Below are 25463 nucleotides of genomic sequence, written 5' to 3' on the forward strand. Positions count from 1 at the left end.
CGGTGAGTGAGACTGGTCCACGTTCCCGCTCAATGAAATGAGGTCGGATGATGCGTACGCGTCCGCTGAAAGTGGCGCTGCTGGGCTGTGGTGTGGTCGGCTCAGAGGTGGCGCGCATCATGACGACGCACGCGGGCGATCTCGCCGCCCGCATCGGCGCCCCGGTCGAGCTGGCGGGGATCGCGGTCCGGCGCCCCTCCAAGGTGCGCGAGGGCATCGACCCCGCGCTGATCACCACCGACGCGACCGCCCTGGTCAAGCGCGGCGACATCGACGTCGTGGTCGAGGTCATCGGCGGCATCGAGCCCGCCCGTACGCTGATCACCACCGCCTTCGAGCACGGCGCGTCCGTCGTCTCCGCCAACAAGGCGCTGCTGGCCACGGACGGTACGACCCTCTACGACGCGGCCGCGCGGCACGGCAGGGACCTCTACTTCGAGGCCGCCGTCGCCGGTGCGATTCCGCTGATCAGGCCGCTGCGCGAGTCCCTGGCCGGCGACACCGTCAACCGCGTCCTCGGCATCGTCAACGGCACGACGAACTTCATCCTCGACCGGATGGACTCCGCCGGGGCCGGCTACTCGGAGGCGCTGGACGAGGCAACGGCCCTCGGATACGCGGAGGCCGACCCGACGGCGGACGTCGAGGGCTTCGACGCCGCCGCCAAGGCCGCCATCCTCGCCGGGATCGCGTTCCACACCCGTGTGCGCCTGGACGACGTGCACCGCGAGGGCATCTCGGAGGTCACCTCCGCCGACCTCGCCTCGGCCCAGCGCATGGGCTGCACCGTCAAACTGCTCGCCATCTGCGAACGCGCCGCCGACGGCAGGTCCGTCACCGCCCGCGTCCACCCGGCGATGATCCCGCTCAGCCACCCGCTGGCCTCCGTGCGCGAGGCGTACAACGCGGTCTTCGTCGAGGCGGAGAACGCCGGACAGCTGATGTTCTACGGCCCCGGCGCGGGCGGCGCGCCCACCGCGTCCGCCGTGCTCGGCGACCTCGTGGCCGTCTGCCGCAACAAGCTGAGCGAGGCCAGGGGGCCCGGCGAATCCGCGTACACCCAGCTGCCCGTGGGCTCCATGGGCGAGGCGGTGACGCGCTATCACATCAGTCTCGACGTGGCCGACAAACCGGGTGTGCTCGCCCAGGTCGCGACGGTCTTCGCCGAGCACGGCGTGTCCATCGACACGGTCCGCCAGAAGGGAAAGGACGGCGAGGCATCACTCGTCGTCGTCACCCACCGCGCGCCTGACGCCGCCCTCTCGGCGACCGTCGCGGCGCTGCGCGAGCTGGACACCGTGCGCGGTGTCGCCAGCATCATGCGTGTTGAAGGGGAGTAAGGGACCCATGACCAGCAACGGCACCCAGCAGGGCAGCCACCAGTGGCGCGGCATCATCGAGGAGTACCGGGACCGTCTGCCGGTCACCTCCACGACGCCGGTCGTCACCCTCCGCGAGGGCGGCACGCCGCTCGTCCCGGCCCAGGTGCTGTCCGAGGCGACGGGCTGTGAGGTGCATCTCAAGGTCGAGGGCGCCAACCCCACCGGGTCCTTCAAGGACCGCGGCATGACGATGGCCATCACCCGCGCCAAGGAAGAGGGCGCACAGGCTGTCATCTGCGCCTCCACCGGCAATACGTCGGCCTCGGCGGCGGCCTACGCGGTACGGGCCGGCATGGTCTGCGCCGTCCTCGTGCCGCAGGGCAAGATCGCGCTCGGCAAGATGGGCCAGGCCCTCGTGCACGGCGCGAAGATCCTCCAGGTCGAGGGCAACTTCGACGACTGCCTCACCCTCGCCAGGTCGCTGTCCGACAACTACCCGGTGGCGCTGGTCAATTCCGTCAATCCGGTCAGGATCGAGGGCCAGAAGACCGCCGCCTTCGAGATCGTGGACGCGCTCGGCGACGCCCCCGACATCCACGTCCTGCCCGTCGGGAACGCCGGCAACATCACGGCGTACTGGAAGGGATACGGCGAGTACGCCGCCGGCGGCCCCGCCTCCCGTACGCCCCGCATGTGGGGATTCCAGGCCTCGGGTTCCGCGCCGATCGTGCGCGGTGAGGTCGTCAAGGACCCGCACACCGTCGCCACCGCGATCCGGATCGGCAACCCGGCCTCCTGGCAGTACGCGCTGGCCGCGCGCGACGAGTCGGGCGGCTTCATCGACGAGGTCACGGACCGCCAGATCCTGCGCGCGTACCGGCTGTTGGCCTCCCAGGAGGGCGTTTTCGTGGAGCCCGCCTCGGCGGCGTCCGTCGCCGGGCTGCTCAAGGCGGCGGAAGAGGGCAAGGTCGACCCCGGCCAGCGCATCGTCTGCACGGTGACCGGAAACGGGCTCAAGGACCCCGACTGGGCCGTCCAGGGAGCGCCGCAGCCGGTCGTCGTACCGGTCGACGCGGGCGCGGCCGCGGAGCGCCTCGGCCTGGGCTGAGCCGCGCTCCGGGACAAAGCGCGGCAGGGAGGGCAAGAACGGCAAGCGCGGCACGGGCGCGCAGCAGGCACGCGACACGCATCGTGCGCCTCCTGTGCGCCCTATGTCGCGGGAGAACCTTCCTTCGATAGGCTGTGGTCACCCGTCCCGCCGCATATGCCGCGGTGTTGTCGCCTTCGCGACCCCGGGTGTTCCGTACCCCTCGAAATCCCGCAGGCACACCACGATCCCGCCGGCCCCACCACGCAGGCACATCACCATTCCGTCCAGCCCACCACGCAGGTACAAGGAGAGTCGTCAGAGCGATGGCCGGTCCCGCGTTCCGCGCCGCCGCCGTACGGGTGCGCACCCCCGCCACCAGCGCCAACCTCGGCCCTGGCTTCGACGCCTTCGGCCTGTCGCTGGGGCTCTACGACGACGTGGTCGTCCGCGTCGCCGACTCCGGTCTGCACATCGACATCGCGGGTGAGGGCGCCGACACGCTTCCCCGCGACGAGAGCCACCTGCTCGTACGCGCGCTCCGCACCGCCTTCGACCTGCTCGGCGGACAGCCGCGCGGCCTCGAAGTCGTCTGCGCCAACCGCATTCCGCACGGTCGCGGGCTCGGTTCGTCCTCGGCCGCCATCTGCGCGGGCATCGTCGCCGCCCGCGCGGTGACCATAGGCGGCGACGCCAGGCTCGACGACGTGGCCCTGCTCGAACTGGCCACCGAGATCGAGGGCCACCCCGACAATGTCGCGGCCTGTCTGCTCGGCGGTTTCACCCTGGCCTGGACGGACGGGGGAGCGGCGCGTGCCATCAAGATGCAGCCCGCCGATTCCATCGTTCCGGTGGTTTTCGTGCCGGGCAACCCCGTACTGACGGAGACGGCCCGCGGACTGCTGCCGCGGACCGTCCCCCATGTGGACGCGGTGGTCAACGCCGGTCGGGCGGCCCTGCTCGTGGAGGCGCTGACCAGGCGCCCCGAGCTGCTGTTCCCGGCCACCGAGGACCGGCTCCACCAGGACTACCGCTCGCCCGCGATGCCGGAGAGCGTCGCTCTTGTCACCCGGCTGCGCGCGGACGGCGTCCCCGCGGTCATCTCCGGCGCGGGACCGACCGTGCTCGCGCTGGTCGAGGACGGTACGGCCGACAAGGTCGCGCGGCTCGCGGGCGACGGCTGGGCGGCCAACCGGCTCGCACTGGACGCCGCGGGGGCGAGCGTTCTGCCACTCGGTTCTTAGCGGACAGGGGATTGCCGGGCTATGAGAGGGGGAATGTTTGTTGGAGCCGGTAGTGTTAAAGTCAAGTCTGCAACCGACGTCTTTGTGGCGCGGTGCTCTGTGTCCCTCTTCGGGATCACGATTCTTCCGGGAGCCTCCCCAACTGCCTGAGCAGCCTGCCTGAGCAGTTTTGAGCACGCCTCGGAACCGGCACGACACCCCTCGCTTTGTCCAGGAGTGGGCCGAGCAGGGGGACCTCGGGCCGGACCCATCGCACGTACGCACGTTGCACATTTCTCCGCCGTACCCGGCGGGACCATCGCCCCGGCCCAGGTCCGCGATCCGAAAGATCACAGACCGCAGCCGGACAGCACAACCGGTCGCCGAGCCAGAAGGCCGACGTCCGCTCCAGGGAAGGACCCTTCGTGAGCGACACCACCGATCTGATGGGCGTGACTGCCGACAACACCGTCGACACCACCGCGCCCGCCGAAGGTGCTGCCACTGGCACCACCGCACGGCGCCGCCGCTCCGGCACCGGCCTCGAGGGCATGGTTCTGGCCGAGTTGCAGCAGGTCGCGTCCGGCCTCGGCATCAGGGGCACCGCGCGGATGCGCAAGAGCCAGCTGATCGAGGTCATCAAGGAGACGCAGGCCGGTTCCCCGGCCGCGTCCAAGGCCTCCGACGCGGCCGGCGCCGACACCGAGAGCAAGCCGAAGCGCCGCGCGACCTCCAAGAGCCGTACGGGTGACGCGCCCGCCGCTGCCGCGGAGAAGGCCGACAAGGCCGTGGCCCAGCAGCAGATCGACATCCCCGGCCAGCCGGACAGCGACGACCAGCCCGCGGGCGAGCGCCGTCGCCGCAGGGCCACCGCGCAGGCGGGCAGCCCCGACACCAGGGCCGACGCCAGGACCGAGCAGCAGGGCGACGTCAAGGTGGAGGCGCAGCCCGACGCCAGGGCCGAGGCCGCCGTCTCCGCGTCCACCCAGACCGCAGACGCGGACGGCAGGCAGAGCCGCCAGGACCGCGGCCAGCGCGGCGACCGTGACCGCGGCGACCGCCGCGACCGGCAGCGCGACCGCCGCGGCAAGGGCGACGACCAGCAGGGCGGCGGTCAGCGCCAGCAGCGCGACAACAACCGCCCCGAGCGCGACAATCGCGGCGGCGGCCAGAACCAGAACAACAACGGCCCGCAGGACGACTTCGACGACGAGGCGGGCGGCCGCCGCGGCCGTCGCGGGCGCTACCGCGACCGCCGCGGCCGTCGTGGCCGTGAGGACTTCGGCCCCGACCAGCCGCAGGTCGCCGATGACGACGTGCTGATCCCCGTCGCCGGCATCCTCGACATCCTCGACAACTACGCGTTCATCAGGACCTCGGGCTACCTGCCGGGCCCCAACGACGTGTATGTGTCGCTGGCTCAGGTCCGCAAGAACGGCCTGCGCAAGGGCGATCACGTCACCGGCGCCGTGCGCCAGCCCAAGGACGGCGAGCGCCGCGAGAAGTTCAACGCGCTGGTACGGCTCGACTCCGCGAACGGCATGGGGGCCGAATCAGGCCGCGGCCGCCCGGAGTTCCAGAAGCTGACGCCGCTCTACCCGCAGGACAGGCTCCGTCTGGAGACCGACCCGGGCGTGCTGACGACCCGAATCATCGACCTCGTCGCACCGATCGGCAAGGGCCAGCGCGGTCTGATCGTGGCCCCGCCGAAGACCGGCAAGACCATGATCCTCCAGGCGATCGCCAACGCCATCACGGTCAACAGCCCCGAGTGCCACCTGATGGTCGTCCTCGTGGACGAGCGTCCCGAGGAAGTCACCGACATGCAGCGGTCGGTGAAGGGTGAGGTCATCTCCTCGACCTTCGACCGCCCCGCCGAGGACCACACCACCGTCGCCGAGCTGGCCATCGAGCGCGCCAAGCGTCTCGTGGAGCTGGGTCACGACGTGGTCGTGCTGCTCGACTCCATCACGCGTCTGGGCCGTGCGTACAACCTCGCGGCGCCCGCCTCCGGCCGCATCCTGTCCGGTGGTGTCGACTCGACCGCGCTCTACCCGCCGAAGCGCTTCTTCGGTGCCGCGCGCAACATCGAGGACGGCGGCTCGCTGACCATCCTGGCCACCGCGCTCGTCGAGACCGGCTCGCGCATGGACGAGGTGATCTTCGAGGAGTTCAAGGGCACCGGCAACATGGAGCTGCGGCTCGACCGGAAGCTCTCGGACAAGCGCATCTTCCCGGCGGTCGACGTGGACGCGTCCTCCACCCGTAAGGAAGAGATCCTGCTCGCCAGCGATGAGCTGGCCGTCGTCTGGAAGCTGCGCCGGGTGCTGCACGCGCTCGACCAGCAGTCGTCGATCGAGCTGCTGCTGGACAAAATGAAGCAGACGAAGTCGAACGCGGAGTTCCTGCTCCAGATCCAGAAGACGACGCCCGGCAACGGCAACAGCAACGGCAACGACTGACCCCGACTGACGCCGTACAGAGCCGCCCCGGCGCCACCGCGCGCCGGGGCGGTTTTGCGCGCGCGGAACCGGGCGTGCTGTGGGAACCTTCGAGATATTTCACCGAGGGAGACCATGACCGACGACAGCGGCATCAGACGCCCACGTGGCAGCGGTGGGAACCGCGAGACGCCGAGCCGGCGCCGCCGCGTGATCAAGGTCGTCGTGTGGTCCCTCGTGGGCCTCGTGGTCGTCGTCGGAGGCGGTCTGACGGTCCTGTACTTCAAGCTCAACGGCAACATCAACGGCGTCGACATCAACGCCCAGCTGGGCACCGAACGGCCGCGCAACGTCGAGAACGGCTCGCAGGACATCCTCGTCCTCGGCTCGGACTCGCGGGCCGGGGCCAACGCGGAGTACGGCGGGAACCGGGGCGCCCGCTCCGACACGGCGATGGTCCTCCACGTCTACCCGGGCCACAAGAAGGCGAGCGTCGTGTCCGTACCGCGCGACACGCTCGTCGCGCGCCCCCGGTGCGCCGCGCTCCCGGGCAAGAAGGCGGCGCCGGCCATGGCCGAGGCGATGTTCAACAGCGCCTACGAGGTCGGCGGGCCCGCCTGCGCGGTGAAGACCGTGGAGAAGATGTCCGGCATCCGCATGGACCACTACATCGAGGTCGATTTCACCGGCTTCAAGAAGCTCGTGAACGAGCTGGGCGGCGTGAAGATCACCACTCTCAAACCGATCAGGGACCCGAAGAGCCACCTGACGCTCCCGAAGGGCACGCACACCCTCCGCGGCGAGCAGGCCCTCGGCCTCGTACGGACCCGCGAGACCATCGGCGACGGCAGCGACCTGGGCCGGATCGAGCTGCAGCAGGCCTTCATGAGGGCGCTGATCAAGCAGGTCAGGAGCGTCGGCGTGTTCAGCAGCCCGAAGAAGCTGTACGACCTGGCCGACACCGCCACGCAGACGATCACCCCGGACTCGCAGCTCGATTCGATCAACGAGCTGATCGGCTTCGCCGGCGGCCTCAAGAACCTCTCCGCGGGCGACGTCAAGATGATCACGCTCCCGGTCCGGTACGACCCCGCCGATCCGAACCGCGTCCTGCCGATGCGCAAGGCGTCCCGGCAGGTCTGGAAGGCGCTCAGGCAGGACAGGCCGATCCCCGCGTCCGCCACCAGGCACTCGGCGGGCGACCAGGGCGACGCGGGCGACGTGGTCAAGAGCGGCTGAGCCCGTAACCCCGCCCCCTGCCGTCAGCCCGCCTTCAGGCCCGCCGGCGTACCCTCAGGGGCCCGTCGAGCCCGGCCAGGCCCGTCAGGCCCGGACAGGGGCCGCGCGGCCGGCCCGGCGCGGCTCACGGCCGCCGGGCTGCGGAATACTTCCCGGCACACCCCCGTTTTGGGAGTTACGGCCGATCCTGGCAGACTGGTCCGCTGGCCCCGGTTCACGTACGAGCAATCCGCGCGTGCGACCCGGCGCCTTCCCCGCCCGGCGGGGAAGTTTCCTCTAGGAGTCACCTTGAAGCGCGACATCCACCCCACGTACGTCGAGACCCAGGTCAGCTGCACCTGCGGTGCGTCGTTCACCACCCGGAGCACCATCGAGTCCGGCACGATCCGTGCCGACCTGTGCTCCGAGTGCCACCCGTTCTACACGGGCAAGCAGAAGATCCTCGACACCGGTGGCCGTGTGGCCCGCTTCGAGGCCCGCTTCGGCAAGGCTGCCGCAGCCAAGAAGTAGCGAGTCATGTGCGCCGGTTTCCGGCGCCCCTCAGCGGGGCGCCGGGACCGGCGCTTTGGCGTCCCGAAGCACCTTCGTACGAAAAACCCAGGAGCACCCGATGTTCGAGGCGGTCGAGGAACTGATCGGCGAGCACGCCGATCTGGAACGCAAGCTCGCCGACCCGTCGGTCCACGCGGACCAGGCGAACGCACGCAAGCTCAACAAGCGCTACGCCGAGCTGACCCCGATCGTCGGCACGTACCGCTCCTGGAAGCAGACCGGTGAGGACATCGTCACGGCCCGCGAGTTCGCGGCCGACGACCCCGATTTCGCCACCGAGGCCAAGGCTCTGGAGAAGCAGCGCGAAGGGCTCACGGAGCGGCTGCGCCTGCTGCTCGTCCCGCGTGACCCCAACGACGACAAGGACGTCATCCTGGAGGTCAAGGCGGGCGCGGGCGGCGACGAGTCCGCGCTCTTCGCCGGGGACCTGCTGCGCATGTACCTGCGCTACGCGGAGCGCGTCGGCTGGAAGGCCGAGATCATCGACGCCACCGAGTCCGAGCTGGGCGGCTACAAGGACGTCCAGGTCGCGGTGAAGACCAAGGGCGGCAACGGCGCGACGGAGCCCGGACAGGGCGTCTGGGCGCGGCTGAAGTACGAGGGCGGCGTGCACCGGGTGCAGCGCGTGCCCGCGACCGAGTCCCAGGGCCGTATCCACACCTCCGCCGCGGGTGTCCTGGTGACGCCGGAGGCCGAGGAGATCGACGTCGAGATCAACCCGAACGACCTGCGCATCGACGTCTACCGCTCCTCGGGGCCCGGCGGGCAGTCCGTGAACACCACCGACTCGGCCGTGCGCATCACGCATGTGCCGACCGGCGTGGTCGCCTCCTGCCAGAACGAGAAGAGCCAGCTCCAGAACAAGGAGCAGGCCATGCGTATCCTGCGTTCGCGGCTTCTCGCCGCCGCCCAGGAGGAGGCGGAGAAGAACGCCTCCGACGTCAGGCGCAGCCAGGTCCGTACGGTCGACCGCTCGGAGAAGATCCGCACGTACAACTTCCCGGAAAACCGTATCTCGGACCACCGTGTCGGTTTCAAGGCGTACAACTTGGACCAGGTGCTCGACGGCGAGCTGGACACGGTCATCCAGGCGTGTGTCGACGCCGATTCCGCGGCGAAGCTCGCCGCCGCCCAGTAAGCCGCCAGTCATTCACTTAAACGCAGTCCGGAGGAACCAGCGTGCAGCCACATTCTGGGGGGCCCAGCGACCCTCAGCGGCTCCGCCGCGGGCCCGCCCCCCGCAGTCTGCTGCTCGCCGAGGTGGCCCAGGCCACCCAGCGGCTGGCTGACGCGGGTGTGCCCTCACCCCGCTTCGACGCGGAGGAGCTTGCCGCCTACGTACACGGCGTCAAGCGGGGAGAGCTGCACAACGTCAAGGACAGTGACTTCGACGCCCGCTACTGGGAGACGATCGCGCGCCGCGAGGCCCGCGAACCGCTCCAGCACATCACCGGACGCGCCTTCTTCCGCTACCTGGAACTCCAGGTCGGGCCCGGCGTCTTCGTACCGCGCCCGGAGACCGAGTCGGTCGTCGGCTGGGCCATAGACGCCGTACGGGCCATGGACGTCGTGGAACCGCTCATCGTGGACCTCTGCTCCGGCTCCGGCGCCATCGCGCTCGCCATGGCGCAGGAGGTGCCGCGCTCGCGCGTACACGCCGTGGAGCTGTCCGAGGACGCCCTCAGCTGGACGCGGAAGAACGCCGAGGGGTCCAGGGTCGTCGTGCACCAGGGGGACGCCCTGACGGCCCTTCCCGACCTCGACGGACAGGTCGACCTGGTCATCTCCAATCCTCCGTACATCCCGCTCACCGAGTGGGAGTACGTCGCGCCCGAGGCCCGTGACCACGACCCGCAGATGTCTCTCTTCTCGGGCGAGGACGGCCTCGACACGATCCGCGGCATCGAGCGCACCGCCCACCGGCTGCTGCGGCCCGGGGGCCTCGTGGTGATCGAGCACGCGGACACCCAGGGCGGCCAGGTCCCGTGGATCTTCAGCGAGGAGTCCGGCTGGGCCGACGCGGCCGACCACCCGGACCTGAACAAGCGTCCGCGGTTCGCGACGGCCCGCAAGGCCATGCCATGAGCGGGCAGACCACGGTGTTCCGCGCGCGCCGGAGCGCACGCGGCGCATGCGCGTGCAGCGCGCACAGCGCACAGAACGCGCGGAAGAGCGCACAAAAAAAGAGGGAGGGCCTCTAAATGGCCAGGCGATACGACTGCAACGACGCGACCGACCGTACGACGGGTCTGCGCGAGGCCGCGTCGGCCGTGCGCCGCGGTGAGCTGGTCGTGCTGCCCACCGACACCGTCTACGGCATCGGCGCGGACGCCTTCAGCTCCGAGGCCGTCGCCGATCTGCTGGACGCCAAGGGCCGCGGGCGCAATATGCCCACCCCTGTCCTCATCGGCTCGCCGAACACCCTCCACGGCCTGGTCACGGACTTCTCCGAGCAGGCCTGGGAGCTGGTCGACGCGTTCTGGCCCGGCGCCCTCACCCTCGTCGCCAAGCACCAGCCGTCCCTCCAGTGGGACCTCGGCGACACCCGCGGCACCGTGGCCGTCCGGATGCCGCTGCACCCCGTCGCCATCGAGCTGCTGACCGAGGTCGGCCCGATGGCCGTCTCCAGCGCCAACCTCACGGGACACCCGTCACCCGAGGACTGCGACGCCGCCCAGGAAATGCTGGGGGACTCCGTCTCCGTGTACCTGGACGGCGGCCCCACTCCCGGGATCGTGCCGTCGTCGATCGTCGACGTCACCGGCAAGGTGCCGGTACTGCTGCGTGCCGGCGCCCTCGACGCGGAGGAGCTCCGCAAGGTGGTACCCGACCTCGAGGTGGCCAATTGACCGCCCCTGAGGGGCGTGGCATAGCGGAGACCGCACAGCACAGCAGTACGTTCCGCATCCTCCACGTCAGTACGGGCAACGTCTGCCGCTCGCCCATCACCGAGCGGCTGAACCGTCATGCCCTGACCGCGCGCCTCGGTGAGGCGCTGACGGGCGGGCTGATCGTGGAGAGCGCGGGCACCTGGGGCCACGAAGGCGCCTCGATGGAGGCCAACGCCGAAGCGGTCCTCGCCGACTTCGGCGCGGACGCCTCCGGGTTCGTCGGACGCGAACTGCTCGACGAGCACGTCATCCGGGCCGACCTCGTCCTCACCGCGACCCGCGACCACCGCGCCCAGGTGATCTCCATGGGCCACTCCGCGGGCCTGCGCACCTTCACCCTCAAGGAGTTCACCCGGCTGGTACGCGCCATAGACCCGGCCACGCTGCCCGATCCGCTGGACGAGGGCGTGGTCGAACGCGCCCGCGCGCTGGTCCGCGCCGCCGCCGCGCTGCGCGGCTGGCTGCTGGCCCCGACGGTGGAGGCCGACGAGGTCTACGACCCGTACGGCGCCCCCATCACGTTCTTCCGGTCCATCGGCGACGAGATCAACACGGCCCTCGACCCGGTCGTCACGGCCCTGACCGGCGTCCCCGCCGCACGCTGAGCGAACGAGTTCCCCGCGACCATCAGGCAGCCGTCCTGCGACCGTCCTAGATTGGATGGCAGAGAAACCCTTCCGAGGCCCCGGAGCCAGAGATGCCGGTCACCGCAGAGGCAGCTTCAGCCGCACCCCACGCCCTCTTCGCGCAGGAACTCGGCCTCCTGCGCCGGCAGGATCCCGAACTGGCCGAGGTGATCGGCGGAGAGCTGCGCAGGCAGTCCGACAGCCTTCAGCTCATCGCCGCCGAGAACTTCACCTCACCCGCCGTTCTCGCGGCCCTGGGCTCCCCGCTCGCCAACAAATACGCCGAGGGCTACCCGAGCGCCCGCCACCACGGCGGCTGCGAGCAGGCGGACGCCGCCGAGCGGATCGCCGTGGCGCGGGCCACGGCGCTGTTCGGCGCCGAGCACGCCAACGTACAGCCGCACTCCGGGTCCTCCGCCGTCCTCGCCGCCTACGCGGCCCTGCTGCGTCCCGGGGACACCGTGCTGGCCCTGGGGCTGGCGTACGGCGGCCACCTCACCCACGGCTCCCCGGCGAACTTCTCGGGCCGCTGGTTCGACTTCGTCGGGTACGGCGTCGACCCGGAGACCGGCCTCATCGACTACGCGCGGGTCCGCGCGCTGGCCCGCGCGCACCGGCCCAAGGCGATCGTCTGCGGCTCGATCTCGTACCCCCGGCACATCGACTACGCCGAGTTCCGCGACATCGCTGACGAGGTCGGCGCGTATCTCATCGCCGACGCGGCCCACCCCATCGGGCTCGTCGCCGGGGGAGCGGCGCCCAGCCCCGTGCCGTACGCCGACCTCGTGTGCGCGACGACCCACAAGGTGCTGCGCGGCCCGCGCGGCGGGATGATCCTGTGCGGTGAGGAGTACGCCGAGCGAGTCGACCGGGCCGTGTTCCCCTTCACCCAGGCCGGCGCGCAGATGAACGCGATCGCCGCCAAGGCCGTCGCCTTCGGCGAGGCCGCGGCCCCGGCGTTCGCCGTGTACGCCCACCGCGTCGTCGACAACGCACGCGTGCTGGCCGGTGCGCTGGAGGCGGAAGGCCTACGGATCATCACGGACGGCACCGACACCCATCTGATCACCGCCGACCCCGCACCCCTCGGACTGGACGGCAGGGCGGCCCGCGGACGTCTCGCGGCCGCCGGGATGGTCATGGACACGTGCGGACTGCCGTACGGTGATCGTCGAGGGATCCGTCTCGGTACCGCCGCCGTGACCACCCAGGGCATGCGGCAGGCGGACATGGCGCAGATCGCGGGGCTGTTCGGCGCCGCATTGCGCGACGACGGCAGGGAAGCCAGCGGGATACGCGCCCAGGTGCGGGAACTCACGGGGCGCTTCCCGCCCTTTGCGGCGCATTCCTGAGCGGAAATTCGCGGCGGCGGAAAGACATGCAACCATCTCCGCAGGCCGGTCGTCCCTCCTCAGGGAGACGCGGTATCCGAAGACACTTCCGGTGACGGCTAGGGTGTGGGGCTGAGATGGCCAGCGATTCCTGTGGGGCAGCCTGTGCGTGATTATCTGCTGACGCTCTGTGTAACGGCTGCGGTGACCTATTTGCTGACCGGCCCGGTGCGCAAATTCGCCATCGCGGCCGGAGCGATGACGGCGATCCGCGCGCGCGACGTGCACCGAGAAGTGACACCGAGACTCGGCGGTATCGCCATGTTCTTCGGTCTGTGCGCCGGTCTGCTCGTCGCGGACAATCTGCAGAACCTCAACGGGGTCTTCGAACTCTCCAACGAGCCAAGGGCGTTGCTCTCCGGAGCCGCCCTGATCTGGTTGGTCGGCGTCCTTGACGACAAGTTCGAACTCGACGCCCTGGTGAAGCTCGGCGCCCAGATGATCGCCGCGGGCGTCATGGTCATGCAGGGTCTGACGATCCTGTGGATCCCGGTCCCGGGCGTCGGCACGGTCTCGCTGACCGACTGGCAGGGCACGCTGCTCACCGTCGCGCTGGTCGTCGTCACGATCAACGCGGTCAACTTCGTGGACGGCCTGGACGGCCTCGCCGCCGGCATGGTCTGCATCGCCGCCGCGGCGTTCTTCCTGTACGCCTACCGGATCTGGTACGGGTACGGCGTCGAGGCGGCCGCTCCCGCGACGCTCTTCGCCGCCATCCTGATGGGCATGTGCCTGGGCTTCCTGCCGCACAACATGGCCCCGGCGAGAATCTTCATGGGCGACTCCGGCTCGATGCTGCTCGGCCTGGTGCTCTCCTCGGGTGCGATCTCGGTCACGGGGCAGGTCGACCCCGACGCCCTGAAGATCTTCGAGGGCGGTACCCGTGAGGCCACGCACGCGGCGCTGCCGGTCTTCATCCCGCTGCTGCTGCCGCTGACGATCATCGCGATCCCGTTCGCCGACCTGGTGCTCGCGATCGTGCGCCGTACGTGGAACGGCCAGTCGCCGTTCGCCGCCGACCGCGGTCACCTGCACCACCGGCTGCTGGAGATCGGGCACTCGAAGACGCGCGCCGTGCTGATCATGTACTTCTGGTCGGCGCTGATCGCCTTCGGTGTGGTCCTCTACTCCGTGCACTCGGCGTCCATGTGGATCCTGCTGCTCATCGTCGCGCTGAGCGCCGTGGGCCTCGGGCTGCTGCTCCTGCCGCGCTTCAAGCCGCGCGCGCCGCGGTGGGCCGAGGCGTTCGTACCGCCGCGCTACCGCCGCAGGCGCCGTCCCGCGGTGCAGGACGGAGAGACGGCCGAACTCGCCTATGAGGCGCCGGAGATGGCCGAGGATCGCACGCCCGTTCCTGCGGGCGTCAACGGCGCGACCGCGATGGGCGCTCGTTCGCGTCTTCCCGATCGCTGGAAAACCGGCTCGTCGCGCTGACGCACGGACGATACAGGGCGTTGGAGGGCAATATCAGACATCCGGGTACTCTGTCTTGCACACACGCGCGGGGTCACTCTCATGTGTGACGGTCAGCACACTAATAGAGTAAAGACCTCATCAAATAGTTTGTGATATCGTTCACGAGACCCGGCGACAGAGCCGAAGGGCCGTTGTACGACGGCCCGTTGGCCCGAGAATGTATGACTCGGACCGGGCCTACGCTCGTCCTTGACGAACCGTTCCACCCCACGACCGACCCCTAAGCAGCGGAGCTGCCGACATGCCGTCCAACGACGTCCGGAACCTCCTCAACACCGCCGTGCCCACAGCTGCCGCCGGTGTTGTCGCCGCTGTGGTCAGCGGTGTGCTCGCAGGCGGCAAGGGGGTACTCGGAGCCGCCGTCGGCACGCTGGTGGTGATGGTCTTCATGGGTATCGGTCTCGTGGTTCTCGAACGGACCGCCAAGTCTCTTCCGCACTTGTTCCAGGCCATGGGTCTGATGCTGTACACGACCCAGCTGTTGCTGCTGTTCGTCTTCGTTGCGGTGTTCAAGGACACCACCTTGTTCAACCCGAAGGCCTTTGCCATCACACTGGTTGTCGCGACGGTGGTGTGGATCGCGGCTCAGGCCCGTTCGTACATGAAAGCCAAGATCCTTTACGTTGAACCCGAGTCCTCGAAGGGCGAAAAGCCCCAGAAGACGGGGACCTCGGCGTGAGGGGTAGGGCCGGGATAAGCGGACTCTCGTCGTCCTGCTATCGTCCGGTGCCAACTGCGGCATTGCGGGCGCGGGCATCCGAGCTGACGCCTGTTCTCACGACGCGAGGCTCGAAGCCCGGCCGCCGCCACCACATCCGTAACACCAGTCCAGTGCCGAACCGCGGCTGCGCGCCGCGCCGACACAACGAGGTTGCCGTACCTATGCGCCATGTTGAAGGAGCCCGCGGTGAGTGCTGACCCGACGCAGGTGCTCGCCTTCGAGACCGACTGTCACATCTTTGAGGGGTGTGGCTTCCCGGCACCCGGCCTGCATTCGTTCCTGTTCGAGCCCATTGCGGGCAACGGGGACAGCAACTTGTATTTCAACAAGCCGATGCTGCTGGCGCTGCTGGGCTCCGTCATCATCGTGGGCTTTTTCTGGGCCGCCTTCCGCAAGCCGAAGGTCGTCCCGGGCAAGCTCCAGATGGTGGCCGAGGCCGGCTACGACTTCATCCGGCGCGGTATCGTCCACGAGACGATCGGCAAGGCCGAGGGCGAGAAGTACGTACCGCTCGTCGTCTCGCTGTTCTTCTTCGTCTGGATGATGAACCTCTGGTCGATCATCCCGGTCGCCCAGTTCCCGGTCACGGCGATCATCGCCTACCCGGCAGTATTGGCGATCATCGTCTACATCGTGTGGGTGTCGCTGACCTTCAAGCGTCACGGCTTCGTCGGTGCGTTCAAGAACATCACCGGCTACGACAAGTCGCTCGGCCCGGTTCTCCCGCTGGCGATGCTCATCGAGTTCTTCTCGAACCTGCTGGTCCGCCCCTTCACCCACGCCGTGCGACTCTTCGCGAACATGTTCGCGGGTCACACGCTGCTGCTGCTCTTCACGATCGCCAGCTGGTACTTGCTGAATGGCATCGGGATCGCCTACGCCGGTGTGTCGTTCGTGATGGTCCTTGTGATGACCGCGTTCGAGCTGTTCATCCAGGCCCTTCAGGCGTACGTCTTCGTGCTGCTGACGTGCACCTACATCCAGGGCGCGCTCGCCAAGAGCCACTGATCGCGCGCGCACCCCACCCCACCCAATAGTCGTCCGGTGGCCAACCCCCACCGGTCCGTGAAAGCAAAGGAAGAACTGGCATGTCGCAGACTCTTGCCGCCGCCGCCGGCGTCCACGGTTCCGTCGCCTCCATCGGTTACGGCCTCGCGGCCATCGGTCCCGGCGTCGGCGTCGGCATCATCTTCGGTAACGGTACCCAGGCCCTCGCTCGTCAGCCCGAGGCTGCCGGTCTGATCCGCGCCAACCAGATCCTCGGCTTCGCCTTCTGTGAGGCGCTCGCCCTCATCGGTCTCGTTATGCCGTTCGTCTACGGCAAGTGATCTCTGATCCGCGACCAGTCCACTAGACGAAAGGCACTGATGTGAACCCTCTGGTTCAGCTCGCGGCCGAGAGCGCGGAAAACCCGCTTATTCCGCCGATTCCCGAGCTTGTCGTCGGCCTGCTCGCCTTTGTCATTGTCTTCGGTTTCCTCGCCAAGAAGCTCCTCCCGAACATCAACAAGGTTCTGGACGAGCGTCACGAGGCCATCGTGGGCGGCATGGAGAAGGCGGACGCGGCCAAGGCCGAGGCCGAGAGCGTCCTGGAGCAATACAAGGCCCAGCTCGCCGAAGCCCGTCACGAAGCCGCGCGGCTGCGCCAGGAGGCCACCGAGCAGGGCGCCGCGATCATCCAGGAGATGAGGGCGGAAGGCCAGCGGCAGCGCGACGAGATCATCGCCGCCGGCCACACCCAGATCGAGGCGGACCGCAAGTCCGCGTCCGCGGCGCTGCGCCAGGACGTGGGCAAGCTCGCCACCGATCTGGCCGGCAAGCTCGTCGGCGAGTCCCTCGAGGACCACGCCCGGCAGAGCCGCACCATCGATCGCTTCCTCGATGGACTCGAGGACGGCGCGTCGACCGCCGAGGCCACGCGATGAACGGCGCGAGCCGCATCGCACTGGCCGAGGCACGCGAGCGCATGGACGCGCTGACCGACAACACGTCGGTCGACGCGGCGAAGCTCGCGGAAGAGCTGGCCGCTGTCACGGCGCTGCTTCAGCGCGAGGTGTCATTGCGTCGGGTCCTCACCGACCCGGCGCAAGAAGGCTCGGGCAAGGCCGAGCTGGCGGGACGGCTGCTGAACGGCCAGGTGGGCGGTTCCACCGTCGACCTGGTCACCGGCATGGTCCGTTCCCGCTGGTCGCAGCCGCGCGACCTGGTCGACTCGGTGGAGGAGCTTTCCGCCACCGCTGACCTGACCGCGGCTGAGCGCGCGGGCGCCCTCGACGACGTCGAGGACGAGCTGTTCCGCTTCGGCCGCATCGTCGAGTCGGACGTCGCTCTGCGAGCGGCGCTGACCGACAGGTCGGCCACGGCCACCGCGAAGGGCGCGCTGCTGGCCCGCCTGCTCGGCGGGCGTGCCAACCCGGTCACGGAACGTCTTGTCGTGCGTCTCGTCACGCAGCCCCGTGGACGTAGCCTTGAAGCAGGGCTCGACACCTTGTCCAGGCTCGCCGCGGCGCGCCGGGACCGTGTGGTGGCCACCGTCACCTCGGCGGTGCCGCTCACCGATGTACAGAAGCAGCGTCTCGGCGCCGCGCTCGCGAGGCTTTACGGCCACACGATGCACCTGAACCTCGAAGTGGACCCCGAGGTCCTCGGCGGGATCTCGGTGCGGATCGGCGAAGAGGTCATCGACGGCACGATCGCCGACCGGCTCGAAGAGGCGGCACGGCGGCTGGCCGGCTGACGGCAGCAGCAGCCGACGGTCGCGGCCGCGCACAGGTGCCGCGACCGTCAACAGAACAGCACAGGCAAGACCAGCGGCCCGGTTGGGCCGTGCAGAAATTGCGGAAGATTCCTGGGGGTCGCCCCCAGACCCTAAGAAGTCAGACCCCCCAAGAAACTTCGGGCCCAACAAGGAGAGCAGGGAACCCAGATGGCGGAGCTCACGATCCGGCCGGAGGAGATCCGGGATGCGCTGGAGAACTTTGTCCAGTCGTACAAGCCGGACGCGGCCTCGCGCGAGGAGGTCGGTACGGTCAGCGTGGCCGGCGACGGTATCGCCAAGATCGAGGGTCTTCCCTCGGCCATGGCGAACGAGCTGCTGAAGTTCGAGGACGGCACGCTCGGTCTCGCCCTCAACCTCGAGGAGCGCGAGATCGGTGCGATCGTCCTCGGTGAATTCAGCGGTGTCGAGGAAGGACAGCCGGTCACCCGTACCGGCGAAGTCCTGTCCGTCGCCGTAGGCGAGGGCTACCTGGGTCGCGTCGTCGACCCGCTCGGCAACCCGATCGACGGCCTCGGCGAGATCGAGACCGAAGACCGCCGTGCCCTTGAGCTGCAGGCTCCTGGTGTCATGGCGCGCAAGTCCGTGCACGAGCCGATGCAGACCGGCTACAAGGCTGTCGACTCGATGGTCCCGATCGGCCGCGGCCAGCGTCAGCTGATCATCGGCGACCGTCAGACCGGCAAGACCGCTCTTGCCGTCGACACGATCATCAACCAGCGTGACAACTGGCGCAGCGGTGACGTGAACAAGCAGGTGCGCTGCATCTACGTCGCCATCGGCCAGAAGGGCTCCACCATCGCGTCCGTACGCGGTGCGCTGGAGGAGGCGGGCGCGCTCGAGTACACGACGATCGTCGCCGCCCCGGCGTCCGACCCGGCCGGCTTCAAGTACCTGGCGCCGTACACCGGTTCCGCCATCGGCCAGCACTGGATGTACCAGGGCAAGCACGTCCTGATCGTCTTCGACGACCTGTCGAAGCAGGCCGACGCCTACCGCGCCGTGTCCCTGCTGCTGCGCCGTCCGCCGGGCCGTGAGGCGTACCCCGGTGACGTCTTCTACCTGCACTCGCGTCTGCTGGAGCGCTGCGCCAAGCTCTCCGACGAGATGGGCGCCGGTTCGATGACGGGTCTGCCGATCGTCGAGACCAAGGCGAACGACGTGTCGGCGTTCATCCCGACCAACGTCATCTCCATCACCGACGGTCAGTGCTTCCTGGAGTCCGACCTGTTCAACGCCGACCAGCGCCCCGCGCTGAACGTCGGTATCTCGGTCTCCCGTGTCGGTGGTTCCGCCCAGCACAAGGCCATGCGGCAGGTCTCCGGCCGTCTGCGTGTGGACCTCGCCCAGTACCGTGAGCTGGAGGCGTTCGCGTCCTTCGGTTCCGACCTGGACGCGGCCTCCAAGGCGTCCCTGGAGCGCGGTCAGCGTCTGGTCGAGCTGCTGAAGCAGCCGCAGTACGCGCCGTTCCCGGTCGAGGAGCAGGTTGTCTCGGTCTGGGCCGGCACGACCGGCAAGATGGACGACGTTCCGGTCGCCGACATCCGCCGCTTCGAGAGCGAGCTGCTGGACTACCTGCGCCGCGAGCGCAAGGACCTCCTGACCAGCATCGCCGAGGGCGCCAAGATGTCCGACGACACGCTGCAGTCCATCGCGGACGCCATCAGCGCCTTCAAGAAGCAGTTCGAGACCTCGGACGGCAAGCTTCTGGGCGAGGACGCGCCGGCCGTCAACGTCTCCAAGTGACGACGGAAGGGACCTGACTCATGGGAGCCCAGCTCCGGGTCTACAAGCGTCGCATCAAATCCGTCACCGCGACCAAGAAGATCACCAAGGCGATGGAGATGATCGCCGCCTCGCGCATCGTCAAGGCCCAGCGCGCGGTCAAGGCGTCGACCCCGTACGCGTCCGAGCTGACCCGCGCGGTCACCGCGGTCGCGACCGGTTCGACGACCAAGCACGCGCTGACCACCGAAGCCGAGTCCCCGACCCGCGCCGCGGTGCTGCTCATCACGAGCGACCGCGGTCTGGCCGGCGGCTACTCGTCGAACGCCATCAAGGCGGCGGACCGGCTCACCGAGCGGCTCCGTGGTGAGGGCAAGGAGGTCGACACGTACATCGTCGGCCGCAAGGGTGTCTCGTACTACGGATTCCGCGAGCGCAAGGTCGTGGAATCGTGGGGCGGCTTCACCGACAACCCGACGTACGCGGATGCCAAGACGGTCGCGGCCCCGCTGATCGAGGCGGTCCAGCGGGACACGGCCGAGGGCGGCGTGGACGAACTCCACATCGTCTTCACCGAGTTCATCTCGATGATGACGCAGACACCGGTCCAGAACCGGCTGCTGCCTCTCAAGCTCGACGAGGCGGCAGAAGAGGCCGACGGCAAGGGCGAGATCCTTCCGCTGTTCGACTTCGAGCCGTCGGCTGAGGACGTCCTCGACGCCCTGCTGCCGCGCTACGTCGAGAGCCGTATCTACAACGCGCTGCTCCAGGCCGCTGCTTCCAAGCACGCGGCCACCCGCCGCGCGATGAAGTCGGCGACCGACAACGCCGGGGATCTCATCAAGAGCCTCTCCCGGTCTGCCAACGCGGCCCGCCAGGCCGAAATCACCCAGGAAATCAGCGAGATCGTCGGTGGCGCCAGCGCTCTGGCCGACGCGTCCGCGGGGAGTGAAAATTAATGACGACCACTGTTGAGGCGGCCAACCCGGGAAGCACGGTCACGGGCCGCGTCGCCCGGGTCATCGGCCCGGTCGTCGACGTGGAGTTCCCCGTCGACGCCATGCCGGAGATCTACAACGCCCTGCACGTCGAGGTCATGGACCCGACGGACGCGGGCAAGAAGAAGACGCTGACCCTCGAGGTTGCGCAGCACCTCGGCGAAGGCCTGGTCCGCGCGGTCTCGATGGAGCCCACCGACGGTCTGGTCCGCCAGGCCGCGGTGACCGACACCGGGGCCGGCATCCTGGTCCCCGTCGGTGACGTGACCAAGGGCAAGGTGTTCAACACCCTCGGCCGGATCCTGAACGAGCCGGAGGCCGAGTCCCAGATCACGGAGCGCTGGCCGATCCACCGCAAGGCCCCGGCCTTCGACCAGCTCGAGTCCAAGACCGAGATGTTCGAGACCGGCCTGAAGGTCGTCGACCTGCTGACCCCGTACGTCAAGGGCGGCAAGATCGGTCTGTTCGGGGGTGCGGGCGTCGGCAAGACCGTCCTCATCCAGGAAATGATCATGCGTGTGGCCAACCTGCACGATGGTGTTTCCGTGTTCGCCGGTGTCGGCGAGCGCACCCGTGAGGGCAACGACCTCATCGACGAGATGGCCGAGTCGGGCGTCCTGGAGAAGACCGCGCTGGTCTTCGGCCAGATGGACGAGCCGCCGGGCACCCGTCTGCGGGTCGCGCTCTCGGCGCTGACCATGGCGGAGTACTTCCGCGATGTGCAGAAGCAGGACGTGCTGCTCTTCATCGACAACATCTTCCGCTTCACCCAGGCCGGTTCCGAGGTCTCCACGCTGCTCGGCCGTATGCCGTCCGCGGTGGGTTACCAGCCGACCCTGGCGGACGAGATGGGTGTGCTCCAGGAGCGCATCACCTCGACCCGCGGTCACTCGATCACCTCGATGCAGGCGATCTACGTTCCCGCGGACGACCTGACCGACCCGGCCCCTGCCACGACCTTCGCGCACCTCGACGCGACGACCGTGCTGTCGCGCCCGATCTCGGAGAAGGGCATCTACCCGGCGGTCGACCCGCTGGACTCGACGTCCCGCATCCTGGACCCGCGCTACATCTCGCAGGACCACTACGACACGGCTTCCCGCGTGAAGGGGATCCTGCAGAAGTACAAGGACCTGCAGGACATCATCTCCATCCTCGGTATCGACGAGCTGGGTGAGGAAGACAAGCTCACCGTCTTCCGTGCCCGTCGCGTGGAGCGCTTCCTGTCGCAGAACACCCACGCCGCCAAGCAGTTCACCGGTGTGGACGGTTCGGACGTACCGCTGGACGAGTCGATCGCCGCGTTCAACGCGATCTGTGACGGGGAGTACGACCACTTCCCCGAGCAGGCGTTCTTCATGTGCGGTGGCATCGACGACCTCAAGGCCAACGCCAAGGAACTCGGCGTTTCCTGACCCCGGTCGGTGCGCGGAGGGGGCAGGTCAGCCTGCCCCCCTCCGACGCACCTCAGGCCACCCCATAGAATTAGCCCAACACCCGGCCGAACAGCCGGGTGGTGACCCGAGGAGCCACCCATGGCTGCTGAGCTGCATGTCGAGCTGGTCGCCGCCGACCGTAGTGTCTGGTCAGGCGAGGCCACTCTGGTCGTCGCGCGCACCACATCGGGCGACATCGGCGTCATGCCCGGTCACCAGCCGCTTCTCGGTGTGCTGGAGTCGGGCCCTGTGACCATCCGCACGAGCGACGGCGGCACGGTCGTCGCCGCCGTGCACGGCGGTTTCATCTCGTTCGCGGACGACAAGCTGTCGCTGCTGGCAGAGGTCGCGGAGCTGGCGGACGAGATCGACGCCCAGCGCGCCGAGCGTGCGCTGGAGCGTGCGAAGTCGGACGAGGACGCTGTCGCCGAGCGACGCGCCGATGTCCGTATGCGCGCGGTGTCGGGGCACTGACCCCGGACACCACAGATTTACCCTCAGCCGCGGCTCGTTCCGGACTCTCCGGACCGGGTCGCGGCTGAGGCGATGCAGGCGTCGGGACACGTGCGTTCCGTCGGGGCCCGTTCGTTCCGTGGTATTGGATGAGGCGAGGAGGTGGGTGCTGATGATCCTCGCTCTGCTTGTCTGCGGACTGATCGTCGTCCTGATCGCGGTGGGGCTCTTCGTCTTCGGTCTGCGCCGGCGGCTGATCCAGCGCTCGGGCGGGACCTTCGACGCCAGCCTGCGCTGGGACCTGCCGGAGGAACGTGACCTCTCCGGGAAGGGCTGGGTGTACGGCGTCGCCCGCTACAACGGCGACCGCCTCAACTGGTTCCGCGTCTTCTCGTACGCCCCGCGCCCACGCCGCACGCTGGAGCGCTCGGCGATCGAGGTGGTCACCCGGCGCGCTCCGGAGGGCGAGGAGGAGATGGCGCTGCTCTCCGATGCCGTCGTCCTCATGTGCGTACACCGCGGGGTCCGTCTGGAGTTCGCGATGACCGACGACGCCCTCACCGGATTCCTCGCCTGGCTGGAGGCCGCGCCGCCGGGACAGCGGGTCAACGTGGCCTGAGGCGCGGGAGTTCCGGCCCGAGAGCTGACGAAGGGGGCGGCGCCACGTGCGCCGCCCCCTTCGTGCTGCCCTGCCGTCCCTCGTCCGACGCCCTCTCAGCGCTCGCCGCCCGGCACCCACAGGACGTCCCCGACCTCCTTGTTCGCCACCCTTGCCAGGATGAACAGCAGGTCGGAGAGACGGTTCAGGTAGGTCGCCGTCAGCGGGTTCATGGTCTCGCCGTGCGCCTCGAACGCGGCCCACGTCGAACGCTCGGCACGGCGTACGACGGTGCACGCCTGGTGCAGCAGCGCGGCCCCCGGGGTACCTCCGGGGAGGATGAAGCTGCGCAGCTTCTCGACCTGATCCAGGAAGAAGTCGCAGTCCGTCTCCAGCTTGTCGATGTACGGCTGCTCGACCCGCAGCGGCGGGTACTCCGGGTTCTCCACGACCGGGTTGCACAGGTCGGCGCCCACGTCGAACAGATCGTTCTGCACACGGACGAGAACCTTCACCACCACCCCGGGCAACTGCCCCAGAGCGATCGCCGAACCGATGCACGCGTTGGCCTCATTGGCATCGGCGTACGCGGCGATCCGCAGATCGGTCTTGGCGGTACGGCTCATGTCGCCGAGCGCCGTGGTGCCCTTGTCGCCGGTGCGGGTGTAGATGCGCGTCAGATTGACCATGGGGTCAGCCTAATGAGGCGCAGGACCGCCGGCGTAGTCCGCCGGTGCCGTTCGGGCTCACGGGCCCTCAGATCCCGTCTCCGGCCCCCGTCTCCGGGCCGCCGGGCAGAATCTCCCGGCACCTTTGGAACCCGCTCCGGGAGGAGACTCCCGTGCCGATACGGTGAAGTCTTCACCCGGCGGACGGCTCCGAAGGCGTGCCGGGGGAGATGGTGCTCCTGGGGCAGAAGGTGCTCAAGTACGCGGTGCGTGGCGCTTGATGGACTGCCCCGGTGTGATGTCCGCCATTTGGGACGTGACGCGCATCTCTTCGCCCCCATATGGGCGCCCGTGAACGCTAACCTCCGCCACAGAGCCGAAATGTAAACAGCCGTTAAGGCCGTGACCGTCTCGCGGCCTTGGAAGAAAAGCAGAGGTGTGCCGTGGCCAGGAAGCTCGCCGTCATCGGGGCAGGACTCATGGGGTCCGGTATCGCGCAGGTCGCCGCCCAGGCCGGCTGGGACGTCGTGTTGCGTGATGTGACGGACGCGGCGCTGGCCCGGGGGACCGACAGCATCCGCGCCTCGTACGGCAGGTTCGTCGCCAAGGGCAAGCTCGAAGAGGCGGACGCCGACGCGGCGCTCGGCAGGATCACCACGACCACCGACCTGGACGCCGTCGCCGACGCGGAGATCGTCGTCGAGGCCGTCTTCGAGAAGCTCGAGGTCAAGCACGAGATCTTCCGCGCGCTCGACAAGCTCGTGCGGGACGACGCCGTACTCGCCTCCAACACCTCCGCCATCCCCATCACCAAGATCGCGGCGGTGACAGAGCGTCCCGAGCGCGTCGTCGGCGCGCACTTCTTCTCGCCGGTGCCGATGATGGCGCTCTGCGAGCTGGTGCGCGGCTACAAGACCAGCGACGAAACGCTCGCCGCCGCGCGGGAGTTCGCCGAGTCCGTGGGCAAGACCTGCATCGTCGTCAACCGCGATGTGGCGGGCTTCGTGACCACCCGGCTGATCTCCGCGCTGGTCGTGGAGGCCGCCAAGCTCTACGAGTCGGGTGTCGCGTCCGCCGAGGACATCGACATCGCCTGCAAGCTGGGCTTCGGCCACGCCATGGGACCGCTCGCCACCGCCGACCTGACCGGCGTCGACATCCTTCTTCACGCGACCGGAAACATCTACACCGAGTCGCAGGACGAGAAGTTCGCCCCGCCGGAGCTGATGCGCCGGATGGTTGACGCGGGTGACATCGGCCGCAAGAGCGGGCAGGGCTTCTACAAGCACTGAGCCGCGCTTGCCGGTCCCCCTCACCTCACCGGGTGAATCAGGTATCGGTTCGCTTACGGACGGCAACTTTTGCGACCGCGGGACGGTCAGTCAGTTGTCGGGTGGTAGTCAGATCAGTGGAGCCGGTTGACCACCGGTTCGTCAGTTGTCCGGTCATCGGCACAGTCATGACAGACACGGAGCACGTTCAGTCCTTACGGGAGCGCATATGTACATCAGGGGCGACCACGCCGAGCTGGTCGTCGGGGGCCGCCTCGACGTACGCAGCGCGGCGGACGCCCGTACGGTCCTGCATTCGGCGGTCGACGACGGCGTCGGCGATCTGGTGCTCGACCTGTCCGATCTGGATTCCTGGGACGCCACCGGACTCGGCGTCATCATGGGAGCCCACCGGCGAGCGGGGCGGGGTGGCCGGAGGCTTGTGCTGCGGGGTGTGCCGCCCCAGATGCAGCGTCTGCTGGTGGCCACCCGACTGCACCGCATCCTCGCCATCGAGGGCGGGATCGTCGCGGAATCGCTTCCGCGCGTCTGACGGCCGCCGGGCGAAGC

Annotated in this window: 25 protein-coding genes; 24 read left to right on the plus strand and 1 reads right to left on the minus strand. The window is 68.9% G+C overall.

Going from position 1 to position 25463, the window contains the following annotated elements; genetic code table 11:
• Positions 1-47 precede the first annotated feature (47 nt).
• The 22 genes from ACIP6N_RS26785 (at position 48) to ACIP6N_RS26890 (ending at position 22975) form a co-directional block, all read left to right on the plus strand.
• Positions 48-1340, plus strand: a complete 1293-nt coding sequence (locus ACIP6N_RS26785) for a homoserine dehydrogenase (RefSeq protein WP_401819661.1) — start codon at positions 48-50, stop codon at positions 1338-1340.
• 7 nt (positions 1341-1347) lie between these two features.
• Entirely contained in the window at positions 1348-2430 is a 1083-nt protein-coding gene (thrC, locus tag ACIP6N_RS26790; RefSeq protein ID WP_401819664.1) for a threonine synthase, read from the plus strand.
• A 305-nt stretch (positions 2431-2735) separates the two neighbouring features.
• Positions 2736-3653, plus strand: a complete 918-nt coding sequence (gene thrB / locus ACIP6N_RS26795) for a homoserine kinase (protein ID WP_401819666.1) — start codon at positions 2736-2738, stop codon at positions 3651-3653.
• 404 nt (positions 3654-4057) lie between these two features.
• Positions 4058-6094 carry a transcription termination factor Rho gene (rho, locus tag ACIP6N_RS26800; protein ID WP_401819668.1) on the plus strand — a complete coding sequence of 679 codons (2037 nt, stop codon included), beginning with the start codon at positions 4058-4060 and terminating at the stop codon, positions 6092-6094.
• 114 nt (positions 6095-6208) lie between these two features.
• Positions 6209-7312, plus strand: coding sequence for an LCP family protein (locus ACIP6N_RS26805; RefSeq protein ID WP_401819670.1), 1104 nt, complete (start codon positions 6209-6211; stop codon positions 7310-7312).
• Between the two features lie 288 nt (positions 7313-7600).
• Entirely contained in the window at positions 7601-7822 is a 222-nt protein-coding gene (gene rpmE, locus ACIP6N_RS26810) for a 50S ribosomal protein L31 (RefSeq protein WP_161309761.1), read from the plus strand.
• 100 nt (positions 7823-7922) lie between these two features.
• The gene (gene prfA / locus ACIP6N_RS26815) at positions 7923-9002 is read left to right on the plus strand and encodes a peptide chain release factor 1 (RefSeq protein WP_401819671.1); all 1080 of its coding nucleotides are present in this window, start codon (positions 7923-7925) and stop codon (positions 9000-9002) included.
• A gap of 107 nt (positions 9003-9109) precedes the next feature.
• Positions 9110-9949 carry a peptide chain release factor N(5)-glutamine methyltransferase gene (gene prmC, locus ACIP6N_RS26820; RefSeq protein WP_401819904.1) on the plus strand — a complete coding sequence of 280 codons (840 nt, stop codon included), beginning with the start codon at positions 9110-9112 and terminating at the stop codon, positions 9947-9949.
• 116 nt (positions 9950-10065) lie between these two features.
• Positions 10066-10713, plus strand: coding sequence for an L-threonylcarbamoyladenylate synthase (locus ACIP6N_RS26825; RefSeq protein ID WP_401819674.1), 648 nt, complete (start codon positions 10066-10068; stop codon positions 10711-10713).
• Complete coding sequence (locus ACIP6N_RS26830) at positions 10710-11360, plus strand: protein-tyrosine-phosphatase (protein WP_401819676.1); 651 nt, start codon at positions 10710-10712, stop codon at positions 11358-11360. The genes ACIP6N_RS26825 and ACIP6N_RS26830 overlap by 4 nt, the downstream gene beginning before the upstream one ends.
• A 92-nt stretch (positions 11361-11452) precedes the next feature.
• Positions 11453-12733, plus strand: coding sequence for a serine hydroxymethyltransferase (gene glyA / locus ACIP6N_RS26835; RefSeq protein ID WP_401819678.1), 1281 nt, complete (start codon positions 11453-11455; stop codon positions 12731-12733).
• 144 nt (positions 12734-12877) lie between these two features.
• Positions 12878-14206 (plus strand): MraY family glycosyltransferase, encoded by a 1329-nt coding sequence (locus ACIP6N_RS26840; RefSeq protein WP_401819680.1) that lies wholly within the window; start codon positions 12878-12880, stop codon positions 14204-14206.
• Positions 14207-14489: 283 nt separating this feature from the next.
• A complete protein-coding gene (locus ACIP6N_RS26845) occupies positions 14490-14927 on the plus strand; it encodes a hypothetical protein (RefSeq protein WP_401819683.1) in 438 nt (145 codons plus the stop codon).
• Between the two features lie 228 nt (positions 14928-15155).
• Positions 15156-15977 (plus strand): F0F1 ATP synthase subunit A, encoded by an 822-nt coding sequence (atpB, locus tag ACIP6N_RS26850; RefSeq protein WP_401819686.1) that lies wholly within the window; start codon positions 15156-15158, stop codon positions 15975-15977.
• An 80-nt stretch (positions 15978-16057) separates the two neighbouring features.
• Positions 16058-16297 (plus strand): F0F1 ATP synthase subunit C, encoded by a 240-nt coding sequence (locus tag ACIP6N_RS26855; RefSeq protein WP_401819688.1) that lies wholly within the window; start codon positions 16058-16060, stop codon positions 16295-16297.
• Positions 16298-16338: 41 nt separating this feature from the next.
• Positions 16339-16893, plus strand: coding sequence for a F0F1 ATP synthase subunit B (locus ACIP6N_RS26860; RefSeq protein WP_401819690.1), 555 nt, complete (start codon positions 16339-16341; stop codon positions 16891-16893).
• Positions 16890-17705 (plus strand): F0F1 ATP synthase subunit delta, encoded by an 816-nt coding sequence (locus ACIP6N_RS26865; RefSeq protein WP_401819692.1) that lies wholly within the window; start codon positions 16890-16892, stop codon positions 17703-17705. Before ACIP6N_RS26860 ends, ACIP6N_RS26865 begins: the two co-directional genes overlap by 4 nt.
• 189 nt (positions 17706-17894) lie before the next feature.
• Positions 17895-19490 (plus strand): F0F1 ATP synthase subunit alpha, encoded by a 1596-nt coding sequence (gene atpA / locus ACIP6N_RS26870; RefSeq protein WP_401819693.1) that lies wholly within the window; start codon positions 17895-17897, stop codon positions 19488-19490.
• Between the two features lie 20 nt (positions 19491-19510).
• On the plus strand, positions 19511-20428 hold the full coding sequence (locus ACIP6N_RS26875; RefSeq protein WP_401819696.1) for a F0F1 ATP synthase subunit gamma: 918 nt from the start codon (positions 19511-19513) through the stop codon (positions 20426-20428).
• Entirely contained in the window at positions 20428-21882 is a 1455-nt protein-coding gene (gene atpD / locus ACIP6N_RS26880) for a F0F1 ATP synthase subunit beta (RefSeq protein WP_401819698.1), read from the plus strand. The genes ACIP6N_RS26875 and atpD overlap by 1 nt, the downstream gene beginning before the upstream one ends.
• 120 nt (positions 21883-22002) lie before the next feature.
• Positions 22003-22377: a F0F1 ATP synthase subunit epsilon gene (locus ACIP6N_RS26885; protein WP_401819701.1), complete on the plus strand. Its 375-nt coding sequence runs from the start codon at positions 22003-22005 to the stop codon at positions 22375-22377.
• Positions 22378-22528: 151 nt separating this feature from the next.
• Positions 22529-22975, plus strand: a complete 447-nt coding sequence (locus ACIP6N_RS26890; protein ID WP_401819702.1) for a DUF2550 domain-containing protein — start codon at positions 22529-22531, stop codon at positions 22973-22975.
• 95 nt (positions 22976-23070) lie between these two features.
• Here ACIP6N_RS26890 and ACIP6N_RS26895 read toward each other — a convergent pair whose 3' ends face one another.
• Entirely contained in the window at positions 23071-23643 is a 573-nt protein-coding gene (locus tag ACIP6N_RS26895) for a cob(I)yrinic acid a,c-diamide adenosyltransferase (protein WP_401819705.1), read from the minus strand.
• Between the two features lie 422 nt (positions 23644-24065).
• Here ACIP6N_RS26895 and ACIP6N_RS26900 point away from each other — a divergent pair, with 422 nt between their 5' ends.
• Entirely contained in the window at positions 24066-24914 is an 849-nt protein-coding gene (locus tag ACIP6N_RS26900; RefSeq protein WP_401819706.1) for a 3-hydroxyacyl-CoA dehydrogenase family protein, read from the plus strand.
• 208 nt (positions 24915-25122) lie between these two features.
• The gene (locus ACIP6N_RS26905) at positions 25123-25446 is read left to right on the plus strand and encodes an anti-sigma factor antagonist (RefSeq protein WP_401819709.1); all 324 of its coding nucleotides are present in this window, start codon (positions 25123-25125) and stop codon (positions 25444-25446) included.
• The last annotated feature ends 17 nt before the right edge of the window (positions 25447-25463 follow it).

Origin of the sequence: Streptomyces sp. NPDC088725, from assembly GCF_044751305.1 — a bacterium.
Classification (GTDB): Bacteria; Actinomycetota; Actinomycetes; order Streptomycetales; family Streptomycetaceae; genus Streptomyces.

What these genes read in the sequence shown, in the direction of transcription:
- ACIP6N_RS26785 (WP_401819661.1), top strand. Translation starts at nt 48, where the DNA reads ATGATGCGTACGCGTCCGCTGAAAGTGGCGCTGCTGGGCTGTGGTGTG.
- thrC (WP_401819664.1), top strand. Translation starts at nt 1,348, where the DNA reads ATGACCAGCAACGGCACCCAGCAGGGCAGCCACCAGTGGCGCGGCATC.
- thrB (WP_401819666.1), top strand. Translation starts at nt 2,736, where the DNA reads ATGGCCGGTCCCGCGTTCCGCGCCGCCGCCGTACGGGTGCGCACCCCC.
- ACIP6N_RS26805 (WP_401819670.1), top strand. Translation starts at nt 6,209, where the DNA reads ATGACCGACGACAGCGGCATCAGACGCCCACGTGGCAGCGGTGGGAAC.
- prfA (WP_401819671.1), top strand. Translation starts at nt 7,923, where the DNA reads ATGTTCGAGGCGGTCGAGGAACTGATCGGCGAGCACGCCGATCTGGAA.
- ACIP6N_RS26825 (WP_401819674.1), top strand. Translation starts at nt 10,066, where the DNA reads ATGGCCAGGCGATACGACTGCAACGACGCGACCGACCGTACGACGGGT.
- glyA (WP_401819678.1), top strand. Translation starts at nt 11,453, where the DNA reads ATGCCGGTCACCGCAGAGGCAGCTTCAGCCGCACCCCACGCCCTCTTC.
- ACIP6N_RS26845 (WP_401819683.1), top strand. Translation starts at nt 14,490, where the DNA reads ATGCCGTCCAACGACGTCCGGAACCTCCTCAACACCGCCGTGCCCACA.
- ACIP6N_RS26855 (WP_401819688.1), top strand. Translation starts at nt 16,058, where the DNA reads ATGTCGCAGACTCTTGCCGCCGCCGCCGGCGTCCACGGTTCCGTCGCC.
- ACIP6N_RS26865 (WP_401819692.1), top strand. Translation starts at nt 16,890, where the DNA reads ATGAACGGCGCGAGCCGCATCGCACTGGCCGAGGCACGCGAGCGCATG.
- atpA (WP_401819693.1), top strand. Translation starts at nt 17,895, where the DNA reads ATGGCGGAGCTCACGATCCGGCCGGAGGAGATCCGGGATGCGCTGGAG.
- ACIP6N_RS26875 (WP_401819696.1), top strand. Translation starts at nt 19,511, where the DNA reads ATGGGAGCCCAGCTCCGGGTCTACAAGCGTCGCATCAAATCCGTCACC.
- atpD (WP_401819698.1), top strand. Translation starts at nt 20,428, where the DNA reads ATGACGACCACTGTTGAGGCGGCCAACCCGGGAAGCACGGTCACGGGC.
- ACIP6N_RS26885 (WP_401819701.1), top strand. Translation starts at nt 22,003, where the DNA reads ATGGCTGCTGAGCTGCATGTCGAGCTGGTCGCCGCCGACCGTAGTGTC.
- ACIP6N_RS26890 (WP_401819702.1), top strand. Translation starts at nt 22,529, where the DNA reads ATGATCCTCGCTCTGCTTGTCTGCGGACTGATCGTCGTCCTGATCGCG.
- ACIP6N_RS26895 (WP_401819705.1), bottom strand. Translation starts at nt 23,643, where the DNA reads ATGGTCAATCTGACGCGCATCTACACCCGCACCGGCGACAAGGGCACC.
- ACIP6N_RS26905 (WP_401819709.1), top strand. Translation starts at nt 25,123, where the DNA reads ATGTACATCAGGGGCGACCACGCCGAGCTGGTCGTCGGGGGCCGCCTC.